This window comes from Winogradskyella ouciana, from assembly GCF_009709615.1.
GTDB lineage: Bacteria > Bacteroidota > Bacteroidia > Flavobacteriales > Flavobacteriaceae > Winogradskyella > Winogradskyella ouciana.
In genome coordinates, this window is sequence record NZ_WJYA01000003.1 from 99,031 (window position 1) to 113,106 (window position 14,076).

The 14,076-nt window shown below is 34.1% G+C and carries 9 protein-coding genes; all 9 read right to left on the reverse strand.

Annotated features, from left to right (window positions below; translation table 11 throughout):
- Positions 1–4: 4 nt before the first annotated feature.
- Entirely contained in the window at positions 5–4,339 is a 4,335-nt protein-coding gene (locus F1003_RS03330) for a CusA/CzcA family heavy metal efflux RND transporter (protein WP_155087797.1), read from the reverse strand.
- A gap of 93 nt (positions 4,340–4,432) precedes the next feature.
- The gene (locus tag F1003_RS03335; RefSeq protein ID WP_155087798.1) at positions 4,433–4,804 is read right to left on the reverse strand and encodes a hypothetical protein; all 372 of its coding nucleotides are present in this window, start codon (positions 4,802–4,804) and stop codon (positions 4,433–4,435) included.
- Between the two features lie 75 nt (positions 4,805–4,879).
- Entirely contained in the window at positions 4,880–6,991 is a 2,112-nt protein-coding gene (locus tag F1003_RS03340; protein WP_155087799.1) for a Piwi domain-containing protein, read from the reverse strand.
- 103 nt (positions 6,992–7,094) lie between these two features.
- Entirely contained in the window at positions 7,095–10,358 is a 3,264-nt protein-coding gene (locus tag F1003_RS03345) for an Eco57I restriction-modification methylase domain-containing protein (RefSeq protein ID WP_155087800.1), read from the reverse strand.
- Between the two features lie 7 nt (positions 10,359–10,365).
- Positions 10,366–10,665, reverse strand: coding sequence for a helix-turn-helix domain-containing protein (locus F1003_RS03350; RefSeq protein WP_155087801.1), 300 nt, complete (start codon positions 10,663–10,665; stop codon positions 10,366–10,368).
- A 154-nt stretch (positions 10,666–10,819) separates the two neighbouring features.
- Positions 10,820–12,571, reverse strand: coding sequence for a DUF3987 domain-containing protein (locus tag F1003_RS03355; protein WP_155087802.1), 1,752 nt, complete (start codon positions 12,569–12,571; stop codon positions 10,820–10,822).
- Entirely contained in the window at positions 12,568–13,476 is a 909-nt protein-coding gene (locus tag F1003_RS03360; protein WP_155087803.1) for a BT4734/BF3469 family protein, read from the reverse strand. The genes F1003_RS03355 and F1003_RS03360 overlap by 4 nt, the downstream gene beginning before the upstream one ends.
- The gene (locus F1003_RS03365; protein ID WP_155087804.1) at positions 13,463–13,759 is read right to left on the reverse strand and encodes a helix-turn-helix domain-containing protein; all 297 of its coding nucleotides are present in this window, start codon (positions 13,757–13,759) and stop codon (positions 13,463–13,465) included. The genes F1003_RS03360 and F1003_RS03365 overlap by 14 nt, the downstream gene beginning before the upstream one ends.
- Positions 13,756–14,055 carry a helix-turn-helix domain-containing protein gene (locus F1003_RS03370; protein WP_155087805.1) on the reverse strand — a complete coding sequence of 100 codons (300 nt, stop codon included), beginning with the start codon at positions 14,053–14,055 and terminating at the stop codon, positions 13,756–13,758. Before F1003_RS03370 ends, F1003_RS03365 begins: the two co-directional genes overlap by 4 nt.
- Between the last annotated feature and the right edge of the window lie 21 nt (positions 14,056–14,076).

Here is a 14,076-nt window from a genome sequence, read left to right on the forward strand (position 1 = left end):
TGTCTTATTGATTAAAATATTGTAATTGAAATGTGCTTTCTAAATAGTTTACTAATGCAGTCTGTGCTTCAAGTTCCGATTGAATAGCTTCTTTAATTAACTGTGTAAATGCAGTATAATCTATTTCGCCTTCTCTGTATGCCAGTAATGCACCTGATTTTTGCTCTTTTGTTAATGGTAAAACTTGGTCTTTGTAAAACTCCCAAGATGTTTTCCATTTCATATAATTTTCTTTAGCCTGAACAAACCTTGATTGTACTTCCTGTTTTTTGAACGCTACATTGGTTTCCGCTATTTCTTTATCAATTTTGGAACTTCTAATTTGTGCTTTGTTAGAACCTGATAAAAACGGAATGGAAATACCTGCCTGATAGGTGTAAAATCCTGAATTGCCATTGACACGCTGTAAGCCACCTTGAAGATTGAACTTTGGCAAATTATCTGATTTTGCAGCTTTATATTTGGCTTCTGCTTCATCTACAATGTTCTGCGACATACTGTACAATGGATGGCTTTCAATATTGGACATTTCCATATCATTGTCCATAGCTACATCAAATTCATCTGAAACCGTAAAAATTTCTTCTGAAACCAACCACAAATTGAATTGCTGTAAAGCAATAAGATAATCACTATAGGCTTGCGCTTTTTTATTCTGAATTTGAAACGCTTGATTTTTTGCTGCCGAATATTCTAATTTAGAAATGGCCTCCACTTCATAATTTAAAGCTACTGCTTGTTCGAATTTGGAATAAATGGAATCCAATTCCTTATACAATTCATAGTTCCGTTTCATTTGATAGCATTTTGACCACGCTTTTTTAACTTCCAATTCTAATTCCAATTCGGAAAGTTGAAAGGCTTTTTGCGCCAATTGAATGCGTTGTTCTTGCAATTTTCTTTTTGCACCAATGCCAAATACATCGATATTTGATTGACCAACACCTATGGTTGTATAGATGCCACTACCATTATTAACTTCTTCGCCACCTGTGAAAATTTGAGTCGTACCGAAATCATAGGCAGTCGCTTTTAATTGCTCTTGTTTTGTAATTTCCAATTGCTTTTGCTTCAATAATGGATAATTACTTTTTGCGAGTTTAACAGCTTCCTTTAATGAAATTTCTGGAATTGTATCATTCAACTCTTGCGCATTACTTTCAGTTGAAAAACCAAATAGTAATAATACCACAGCTGTTGCAGTAACTAACTTTTTGTTAGGCTTAAACCTAAAAGATTTGTTTTCTACCCAATGATATAAAATTGGTAAAACAAATAAGGTAAGCAAAGTTGAAGTTAATAATCCACCAATAACAACCGTTGCCAATGGACGTTGTACTTCTGCACCTGCTGATGATGAAATCGCCATTGGTAAAAAGCCTAATACATCTGTAAAAGCAGTTAGCATAATAGGTCTGATTCTTCGTTTAGTACCTTCAACAATTCTATCCTTTAGATTGGTTACACCTTCGTCTTTTAATTCGTTGAGTCCACTTATCATTACCAATCCATTTAATACCGCAACACCAAACAACACAATAAAACCAACACCTGCCGAAATACTAAATGGCATATCACGCAACCACAAGGCTACTACACCACCAATGGTTGCCATTGGAATTGCTATGTAAATCATTAAGGTTTGAGGTAGTGACTTTAATGCAAAGTATATTAGTATAAATATGAGTAATAAGGCGATAGGAACAACGGTTTGTAATCGGTTGCTGGCACGTTCCAGATTTTCAAATGCACCACCATAGCGAATAAAATAACCCGATGGTAGTTCCAATTGTGCATCTAATTTTGATTTTATTTCAGTTACTAAAGATTTTACATCTCGACCTCTGACATTGATACCTACATAGGTTCTTCTGTTGGTATTGTCTCTACTTATTTGCATTGGTCCTGCTTTGTAGCTTACATCTGCAATTTCACGTAAAGGAATTTGAGCACCTGAAGGTAAATTGATGTACAGGTTTTGAACATCTGTTATATCCTTTCGGTTTTGAGAACTTAAACGCACCACTAAATCGAAGCGTTTTTCACCTTCAAAAATCACACCTGCTGTACCACCTGCAAATGCAGATTGTACGGTTTGATTGAGCGTATTTATTTGAAGTCCGTATTGTGCTAATTTATTCCGGTTGTAATTGATGGTCATTTGTGGTAAACCCGTTGTGGCTTCTGCTTTCATATCTCCAATACCATCAGTACCTGCGATGATTTTAGATATTTCTTCGGCTTTTTGAGATAGGATGTCGATGTCTTCACCATAGAGTTTTATAGCAATATCTTCACGTACACCTTCAAGCAATTCATTAAAACGCATTTCTATAGGTTGGGTAAATTCATAATTAACACCAGGAACGATTTCAACCGCTTCTTTCATTTCCTCAATCAATTCATCTTTTGTTTCTGCTGTTGTCCATTCACTTTTAGGTTTCAGAATTACAAAAACATCAGCTAAATCCATTGGCATTGGGTCTGTTGGGATTTCGGCAACACCTATACGACTCACAATTTTTTCAACTTCTGGAAATTTTGCTTTTACAATTTGCTCTATTTTGGTCGTAGTTTCAATAGTTTCTGTAAGTGAGCTACCTGGTTTTAATATTGCGTGAAATGCAATATCACCTTCATCGAGTTGTGGAATGAACTCGCCACCCATTCGAGTAAACATAAAGACTGTAATTCCGAACAACACTACTGCAATACCAATTACCCATTTACCTTTTCGCAAGGCTCTAACCAATAAAGGTTGGTATTTATCTTCAACCCAATGCACAAATCTATCTCCATAGGATTTTTTATCGTTTTTTGGTGCTCTTAACACCAAAGCAGACATCATTGGTACATAGGTTAAACAAAGTACCATTGCACCAATCATAGCAAAAATAAATGTCAACGCCATTGGCTTAAACATCTTTCCTTCAATTCCTTGTAAAGCTAAAATGGGTAGAAACACAATTAAGATAATCAACTGACCGAAGAATGCAGCATTCATCATCTTTTTTGAAGCATTAGACGCCACTTTATCTAGCTCTTTGGATGTAAGCTGTTTCTTTTTTAGTACTTGTGATGCAATGAGAAATACTGTACTTTCTACAATAATTACAGCGCCATCAACTATAATACCGAAATCTATTGCTCCCAAACTCATTAAGTTTACCCAAACATCGAACACGTTCATTAAAATAAAAGCGAATAATAAGGATAATGGTATTGTTGAAGCAACGATTAAACCACCTCGCCAATTACCCAATAAGAAGATAAGCACAAAAATAACTATCAATGCACCTTCAATAAGATTTGTGGTTACAGTAGAAGTTGTTTCTCCAATTAATTTACTTCGGTCTAATAAGGGTTCAATAATTACACCTTCAGGTAATGACTTTTCAATTTGAGCCATTCGCTCTTTTACATTAGCAATAACATCATTGGAATTTGCACCTTTTAGCATCATCACCAAGCCACCTACAACTTCACCTTCACCATCTTGGGTTAATGCACCGTACCGTATGGCAGAACCGAATTGCACAGTTGCAATATCATTAATAGTTACAGGAATATTATTAACGGTTTTTACCGTAATTTTTTTAATGTCTTCTAAACTCCGTACCAAGCCTTCTCCACGAATAAAATTAGCCTGATGGTTCTTTTCAATATATGCACCACCTGTATTTTGATTATTGGCTTCGAGTGCATTAAAGACATCTGTAATGGTCAATCCAATTGCGTTTAAATCGTTTGGGTCAACCGCGACTTCGTATTGTTTAATTTTACCGCCTATGGCGTTTACCTCAACCACACCTTCTACCATTGCCATTTGACGTTGTACAATCCAATCCTGCATTGAGCGTAAATCTGCAATGTCGTATTTGTCTTTATACTCTGGTGCTACTTTTAAGGTGTATTGGTAAATTTCCCCTAATCCTGTTGAAATAGGTCCCATAGTAGGTTCTCCAAAACCAGCAGGAATTTGTTCTTTGACTTCATTTAGTTTTTCAGCTACTAATTGGCGAGGTAGATACGTACCCATATCATCGTCAAATACAATGGTAACCACCGATAAGCCAAAACGAGAGATTGACCTAATTTCCTGTACATCGGGAAGATTACTCATTGCTACCTCGATAGGATAGGTAACAATCTGTTCAATATCTTCTGTGCCTAAATTGGGTGCTTGCGTAATAACCTGTACTTGGTTGTTGGTAATGTCTGGAACAGCATCGATTGGCACTTTGGTCATACTCCAAATACCTGCTCCAATTATGGTAAGCGTAAGCAAACCAATAATGAATTTGTTATTGATTGAAAAATCAATGATTTTGTTAATCATAGAAAATGTATTAATTCTGTTAAAAAATATGCAAATGCTTTCGTGAAAGTGAAAACATTAAAAAAAGGATATAGCTATCCTATAAAAACTGAATTATACTTTAGGTGGCTGGAAAAGTGATTCCAAATATCTGGAAGTGAAGTTTACTTTATGTAAATTATATTGTTTTTTCTCTTCAAACTTTAGTCGATTGGTTAAAGCTAAATTATTGTTAGCTATAATTAACACTAAAGGGTGACAACATTGATTATGGGAATGGACTGGTGTATTCTCCTTATCTGGGTTATGATGATGCTCTCCATTTTTAGAATCGCTGTCAATATAGTCTTCAACTACATAATCAAGGAAAGAGTCTCCATAAACTTTATGGTCTTGATAATGGGTAATAACGTTTGAAATTTCTTTAATTGGCCCACAAAAGTCCATATCTATGCTTATCCCTTGAAAAAAGAACAAAATAGACATCGATATGGAAACAAATATTTTCATATAATTTATGCAAATATACAAATTATTGAATGCAATGGTTGTGCAAATTAATTACAAAAACCATAAGGCATCTTTAGCATCGTCTGGAACACCATTATTAAATCGTGGTGCTATTTGTGCTACCATTTCAGGATATTTTATGGTGATTGGTACATTTTGTTGTCGAAGCGATTTCCAATACAATCTGCTAAACTGATATACTTGCGTTAATAATTCTAACACTACATCTGCATCTTCAAAAGCATCTTCATCTGGACTGCTTACCTTAATCTTTATTGGGAATGGATAACCATCTGTATCTGCATATCGCTGTGAATTAGGGTAACGTGCATTATTAAACAACAAAAATTGATTTTCGCTAATACGTATGTATGTACCACTTACAGGCATTAACTTTTTGTTCCAATTAAGGTCGTAAGCAATAATATCTTCTGCTTCTGTTTTATTGATATTTAGAATGTAAAGCGGAATTTTTAACCCTAATGTATGCATCCCTCTAATAATTGGTTTTAGTTCCTCGTAACTCATTTCCTTATAAAAGTGAATGACTACTTTATCTGCTTCTGCAACAGATGTAAAATCTCTAATGGCTTTGCATATACTACCTGCTAATAGGTCTGTTTCGCTTTGGTCAAAATACTCGAACTTTCTAAATAAGCCATTGTTTTGAAAACTAAAGGCACTTGCAATGTAACGTCTGTTTTCGCCTTGATTGGTAAATGCACCAACACCAATTACTAACTCTTTTTTGTCAGTTACTGCGAGTTTCCAAGGTGCACCACCTAATTTGGCGTGAATTGCCAATGCCATATTTTGTAATGAAAATTGGAAGTTGTATTGGTTCTCGATATTGACCACCATTTTTTCATAATCTACAACCTGCGTAACAATACCTTCGTTTAAAAAGAGTTCTTTGATTTGAATATAGATGTCTCGGTCTTCGGGATTTGGTGTAAACTTATCGAAAGGACTTAAATAGAATGCTGCATAACGTACATTATCGTGGTCGAACGAAAGGTTTTCTAACTGCTTTGTTATTTCTGGTATTGGGTTGTTTTCATTAGTAAACTCTATAAAATGTTCTTTAGAAGTTGAAGCCTTGATGTTTACATAAGCCTCAATCCCTTTAAAATACTTTTTATCCGCAGTAACACCAGTTTTAAGGTTGTTGTAAAAGGTTTTAATTGCTTCTTTATGTGAGGTATGGTACACAAAGAAAAACTTAATGTTTTGGTTGTTTGGTCTTTTATAGGGATTAAGATTATTCATTGCCAATTTAGGCACTAAATGGGTTTTCTTGTTACCGTATTGGTCTTTACCAAATTCTAATAATCCTACTTGTGGGTCAATGTGATTGATACGATTGAGAGGCACATCAATAAACGCATCAGTCTTAAACGGAAATATGGTTTTAAAATCTTCTGTAAACAGATAATTGGTAGCGAAATTATTAATAAGTGCTACATACTTTTGGTATTTGTTGGCTGGTCTTACAGGTTCCTCAATAGGTATGTTTAATGCTCGTGCTAATGGCAAATTAAAAATAGGGAATGCTTGGTCAAACTGAATAGCATTGTGAAATTCTTGTTTTTCCTCTGTATCGAGGTCCATTTGGTAATTAAACGTTTTTTGACCGTATACACAACGTTTTATTAGCTCTGAATCCTCTATATCCTTAACCGACGTTGTAAGGACTTTTGATGTGCCATCATACGATACAATAAGCTCTGGTAAGTCGGTTAATTTTGCAAATTGTATTTTAAATGAGAATTTATAGTAGAGGTTATAGTCTGCTGTATTCCCTTTTTTTGATGGCATCCACACTTGTACATCACCAACGAAGTTTTTTACTACTATATAGTCTTTAGATTTAAAATAGCTTCTTAATTGGTGTTTAAGGAATTGCTTGTATATTCTTAATTCTCTACCATCTACTAAATTTAGCTTAATGCTTGGTGCGTCTGGTATTTCTGTTGTAAATGTTGTAAATATTTGTTCTGTGTTAGATAAGTCTGCATCTGGAAACACCTCTTTAATCTGCCTTGAAAATTTAGATTTATGGATGGGATGACTACCTTCCATTTCCTCTAAAGTTAAATAAATGGTAGGCGCACTATTAGGCCATTTAAAGTTAAGTATGTTGGTTTTGAGGTGTTCTTGCATTGGTAATGAGGTGTTTTTGGGTTTTACATATTTATTTTTTTAGTTTCAATTTAAAAGATTGCCACGTCGCTGCGCTTCTCGCAATGACAATCATTGTTTGTTTTTATGAGTTTTCTATAATGCTACGTTCTTCTTGTGTTAAGCCATACAACTCATAGACCATTTCATCTATTTGCTTTTCTGTTTGGGTGATTTGGGTTTGTAACTCTTGGGCTTTTTTCTTGTTGTCTTCAAAGAGTTCTAACCACTCAAATTCGTCTTTTTTGGTAAGTGGTGTGCCACCTGCTTTTTTAATGGCTTTGTTAAGTTCTTTTATAAAGTCTGCAAAGTCTAACTCGTGCCAGTTTTCGAGTTTGCGGGTTACAACTAATTCATTGTATTGGTGCAATAAATAGGTTATGAATTTTGCCTTAATAAAGACAAACTCCTTAATTTCCTTTGAAATCTTATCATAGACATTCTCAACTTCTGATACTGTTTGCTCATCAGGTTCAACAAAAGGTAATTGCGATAACAACACAGGTTTTACTTGTGCTAAAGTTCTTCCTGTTTCAGAGGAAAGAAGTCTATATAAGTAAGTTGAAATTTTTGAATTTAAAAATGCAGATAAATATTTATTTGAAATTTTTGAATTGCTATTGAATAAGTATAACCCATCGGTAGGATATATTTTTTCTTCATCGATTGAAGTAATAATACTATCTCCTGTTATGACACCTAAAACTTTACTTTCTTTCTCAAATATATTTTTATTTCTTGCTCTGTGTAAAGTGTAAAATGGATGTTTACCCTGTTTCACTTCTTTGCAAGTAATTCTTGGTAAATACTCCTCAATGTATTTATAAATATTAGGAAAATCTGAAGGATTATCTTCCTTTGTAAGATAAAATAGATATTTACCTGAATCAATAGTATAATAGCGTTTTACATCTACACCACCTGTTACAGTTTTTTTAATAAATTCTATTTCTAATTTTCTTTCTTTAATTATTTCTTGAGTAACAATAAATGCATCTTTTAAATCTGGACTAACACCTCTTTGTATTCCATCATCATCAATATAATCTTTTAAAGTACACTTCTTATAACGTTTTAAAAGTTCATAACCCTTTAAATTTTGTGTTGCGATTACTGTATTAGGAATAGAATAAAATAAGTCTTTCTCTACTTCATAGGTTTTTATAACAGTAATGTCGTCATCCTTATATTTATTAAAATTACCTACTATTATAGGCTCTGTAGACTCCGTTTTTTCGTAAATTAAAATAGCTGATGGTCGAGCTACATCTTCAAAAATTCCATCTCCAACATTTAAAGCGATGTTAAGATGTGTTTCATCTAATATTCGTTCTCGAAGTTTTGAATTATCCTTTTGATATAGGATAACATCAGGAACAATCATTCCAATAACTCCATCTTTGGTAATCAAGTCAATAGATTTGTCCATAAAGAACATAAATGAATCTATCATTCTTACTATTATAGCTTGATGCTTGCTTTTAACAAATTTTAAATCTAATTCAGGAAATTTAGCTCCCCAAGGTGGATTTCCAATTATTACATCGAAGCCATTTTTTGAATTATGAGATTGCCGCGCTTCGCTCGCAATGACAGTAGGATTGAAAATCTGTGGAAATTCTTGTTGCCAATTAAAGGCTTTATCGCCTGCAACGGTTTTGCTATCAATTAATGAGTTGCCACATTTTATATTATTACTTAAATCGTTGAGTTTTCGTCGTGGTTGTGCGGTGCGTAACCATAGGGAAAGTTTGGCAATTTCCACGGATTCTTCGTTAAGGTCAACCCCATAAATATTGTTTTCTAAAATGGTGTTTTCTATATCACTTAATATAAGGCCACCACCTAATACTTTTGCTTTTAGCTCATCGATGTAACGGTGTTCTTTAATAAGAAAATCTAATGCTTGGTTTAAGAATGCTCCAGAGCCACAAGCTGGGTCGCAAATGGTTATTTGCAGTAACCACGCTCTGTAATTATCTAAAACTTCTAATAGTTGTTTTTTGGTGTTTTGGTGTGTTCCCTTTTTTATCTCAAAATAGGCTTCTTCTTTAAAACCTAATTGGTCTTTTTTCTCTTGGCAGAGTTTACCAACGGTATTTTCTACAATGTATTTGGTAATGTATTTGGGTGTGTAGAACACGCCATCTTTTTTACGCTTACTCTTTTGCTTATCGAACTCGCCACCTTCAATTTCGGCATTAACGCTTTCTATTTCGTTAAGTGAGTTTTCAAAGATGTGCCCTAAAATATTGACATCTACTTGACTGCTAAAATCGTATTTAGCGAGTTTATAAGTGTGTTTGTACAGCAAATCATCATCAATCTCTAAACTATCGAGAATGGCATCCGGTTTAAACAATCCGCCATTGTAGGCATAGATTTCTGCTCTTGAGGTTGTGCCTTTTCTACCTTCATCTAAAAAATGAAAGTATTGTTTAAAGAGATTATATAATGGGCGTTCGTCACCAAAATCGATGTCGGCTTTCCACTTATCTAATATCTGTATGGTTGAATTTGGTGGTAATAGGTCTCTATCTTCGGCAAAGAAAATGAACAGAAAACGGTCTATGAGTTTCTGTGATTTTTTGAATAGGGATAACTTGACGTTTTTTTCGAGTGCTTTTAGTTCGTTACTATCGTCTTCATTATGAGATTGCCGCGCTTCGCTCGCAATGACATTTTGTTTTAGGCGTTTGGCATTTCGTTTTACGAGGTCTCTGAAGAGTTCGCGTTTAAATACGGAATAGTCGTTGTAAAACTGTTTGGTTATTTTGTCTTCTTCAACTAAAGACGCTTCTTTAATGGTTAGCGGTAGATTGTTAAGAATGTTATCCTTTTGTAAGCATAGGTACATTAAAGCAAATTCTTCGGGTGCTAATTGAAAGAGATTGAACTCTAAAAACTCGGTAGCGTCGTTGATGTAAAACCTCAACTTCTCAAAATTGGATGTAATGACATACACACAGCCTTTTTGATTGGCTTTATAATCGAACGCCTGTTTACGGATGCTTTCTAAATCTTTGGTATTGGTTCCCTTTAGTTCAATTACGCCAATTGCTTTAGCTTCCTTTAAAATAGCTCCATCTGCTTTACCTGCGCCTTTTTGGTTTTTAAACTCGGTAGTGATATTAAAATCAGGCTTTGGATTTAGCGTATAACCCAAGACATTGACAAACAGCTCATCCAGAAACTTTGCCTGGTACTGTTCTTCTTTTGAGTTTTTAATATTCTCTTGAATGGTAGCATTGTGAAAATACTTGGTATATTTTTTATAGGCACGCTCTACTACTGAATTATCTTGTTGCGCCAGATATGTTTTTATTACTGATGTTTGAAATAATGCCATTTAGAAGCTACTGTTTTTTGTTGGTTAAGTTCTTAATTTCTTCTTCTGCTTTTTTGAGGATTTCCGTACTGTTGGATTCATCTTTAATCATTTTGACAATTTTATCTGCCATCCAAAGCTTTAGTAGCTCATTTTCACTTTCATTTAAAGCCTCTGCCAAATCCTCTACTTGTTCTTTTCTGGCGATACGTGTACCGCGTTCAATCTTACTTAATAGCGCAGTATCGATACTCATTTGAGATGCTACTTCACGAAGTAATAGTTGCTTCTCTTCCCTTAACTTCCTTATATAATTACCAAATGCCATTTTAGAGAGATTTTGACTTGTCAATATCTGTCTAATGTAAGAAAAAGTAAGTAAAGGAAAATAAAAAGATATAAACAGTTGTTAACAGATAATGAGGATATTAAGGATTTGAGGAAATCATTTAATCATTTCCTTAAATCCTCGAAATCCTTAACTATGTCTTTGCAGGATTTGAATAGTTATTGTGTGCTTCTCTGTGTATTAATCCTGCTTCTACAAATTTGGTAATATAGCCTTCTGCGGTTTTGTGTGGGATGCTTTGTTTTGTGGCTAAATCTAAATACTCTTGTCTGCTAAATTGCTTTGGCAAACTTTCTAAAAAGCGTTCTTTTCTATTTGAACGTTTTGTTGTTTTTTGCTCAATTGGTAAATCATTAAATACTTTACTACTATGTTTTACTAAAACTGAAATAATAGTTAGTGCATTTTCAAAATCTATATCCTCACATTCTTTAGTTGCGTTTACATCACCATCTTCCATAATTCGGAATGCTGTGAATAGCATCATTATCCTAAACGCAATTAAGCCTAATCGCCTTATTGTTGCGATGTACTCTTCGGGTTGTAGGTTGATGTATTTGGTCTGTAAGGATTCAAAAAAGGTATTGAATTGCTGTTGTTGAGTTGTGGTTAATCGTATTTCAATCTCTGGATTGTTTTTTAGCGTTTTGTATAATTCTAAAAACTCACTACCTAATCGGTTATAGTAATCATCTAAACCTACTTTATTGCTATTTTGAAACACGTTTTTCCAAGTTGGTTTTATATTCATATAGTAAAACATAAAGCGACTAAATAAGCCATTTTCTGCATTGGGTATTAGAGTCGCCACTTGTTTAGGTGTACCTGATAATACTGTTGATAAACACGGTTTTTCAATATCTACGTATTCTCTATCCGTTCTGCGATAATAGCTTATAGTTTCGTGATGAAAGGCTTTACGAAAACCATCGGAATAATTACCATAATCGCTTTTAAAGGCTTGTGCTAACGTGTCGCCTTCGGTTTCAAAAATTAACCCTCGACCTTTATTATCAGAAATTAATTGATATACGCCTGTTACACTATTGTTAGCAGGAATAAACAGCATTCGTTCTGGTGGCTTACTTGGTTTTTCTAAATTTTCATCTTTGCCTTTGTTCATATTGTAAGTAGCAGTTTCTGCTTGAAATTGCTGTTTTAGCACTTTGGCTTGTTCTCGTTTTAATTTGTGTACAGGCTCTACCAAATTTTTAATTTGGTTAAGCCTTCCTTTACCTGCAGATGCAGGTGCGGTTACAAATAAATATAAGTTGCTGAACACTTTACGTTGGTCATAGATTCCGAAGAGTTTAGGAAAACACGCACTAAATGCTGTTAATGCGCCTAATAACAAAATGTCCTTTTCTTCCTGTCCATTAGCAGGATTTACAACTTGTTGTAAAAACTGTGGCAAATTCTCATATACCGTTTCTGGTATCGTTGGCATTGCTTGCTCTTTTGTATCAACAACCGTTGCAACATTTGTTGCAACTTCGTTGTTGTTTTGTTGTTTAGTTGGTTTGATACCTGATTGATGTGCATAATGGTAAAAGGTAGCAATTGTAATACCGTGTCCTTTTGCGTTTAAGCATTTATCGAATTGTGCATCACATTCTTTGGTATCGTAACCTGCATAATTTTTACTTATACGGTGGAAATAATCTCTACCTATTTCTCCATATTCTTCTGCTAAAGCAAAGCCTAAATCTCGCCAAGTGGCATAACTTTCTGTTATGTCTGTACCTGATTGCTCGATTGCTGAAATGTAGGATTCAATGTCGTTATCAGCAACAGCAACAACATTTGTTGTTGCGGTGTTGCTTTTTGTTTTTGTTGGCTCTTTAGGAACTTCTAACCAATCTTTTGGGTTAAATATTTTAGTCATAATGCTTGATGTCTTTTATGTAGAAAAGCTGTTGGGTCGTATGGTAAAAAACACGCTCTGGAAACGTCTTTACCTGACTGGTCAACCTCAATGTTATAATTGTGTTTAATGTAATTTGCTACTGCTGTAAAATATTCTGAATGTGTTACTTCTGAAATATCTATTCTAATAATCCATTTTAAACCATCGCCAGATGGTGAAATAAAGAGCATTTCGGTTTCAAAATATTCATCATTTAAGAGTTGCGTTCTTAACTCTTGTAGATTCTCTAAATGGTCAAAATCAATGGTTAATAAATTAGAATGCTTTATCAAGTTGTTATCGCTTCGTTTTTCAAATGTTCCTGAAAGTGTTACGTAATCAAAGCGATTCGCTTTGAATTTACGTGCTTCTTTTACATTGGTAATTGCTCTTAATTCTTCAGTAATTCTTTTGTATTTATCACTTGTGATTAATGCAAATACTTGATGTAGTCGCAAGGTTTCCGAAGGAAACACATTGCGAACAGGTGCTTTAAAAAAGCTACAGTTGGCATACCAGGTATCGTCTGGTTCATTCAACCATTCCAATTCGTCTTTTTCCTTGACTTCTAAATTTAGATGTAACTCTTTATTTATCTTCTGGAATAATTCCTCTTCATCGGTTATTCTAAAATGGTATTGTGCAAAATCGAATACATCACCTTTAAAGGCTTCTAATTCTGTATCTCTATGTGTTGCTATTATACCATCAATATGAATCCGTAATGTTTCTTTACCACCATTAAAAGGGTTTCGAGTTATCCCACAGTCCCTTCCTTTTACAGAAAGGACTGTTTGATTAGGATAATACTGTCTCAACACATAGGCATAGATTTTTAAACCATAATGTGTTTTGTCTAAAATTGCTTCTCTACTTATTTCCATCTCGTTTGAAATTATGGTTGTAGTAGTTGTCTTGAAGCAATTGCTCTATATCAGCAACTCTATAGTAAAATTTACCTTTTACTTTGCTGTAAGGTAAAGTGCCATTTGTTCTTAAAGTTTGTAGTGTTCGCTTACTTATATGTAAGGTCTGCAATACATCTTGATTGTCTATCCACGTATCTTTTAATACTTCTGCTCTCGATTGTCGCAACAATTCGATACGTGCTTTTAAGTCCTTAATATCTTGCGAGAGTGCCAAGATTAAATCGATTATTTCAGTCATAACTTCACCGCTCCTTTCTTAATGAGGTAATCGGCAGCTTGCTGTTCGATTTCGTCTTGTGAATCTACACGGTTACTTAATAACCATTGTTCTAATTCAACTCTGTTAAAATAAATTTTCTTACCATTCGGTTTATAATGTGGAATGGTTCCTGTGCTTGTAAGTTTATATAAATGGGATTGTGATAATTCCAAAAACTTACACGCTTCGTTAAAACTCAATACGTTTTTTACAATAATGTTTCTGTCTAAAACGTGCTGTTCGATAATTTTGAGACGTTCTAATATTTCGTCCATAACTAATAAAATTTTAGTTTA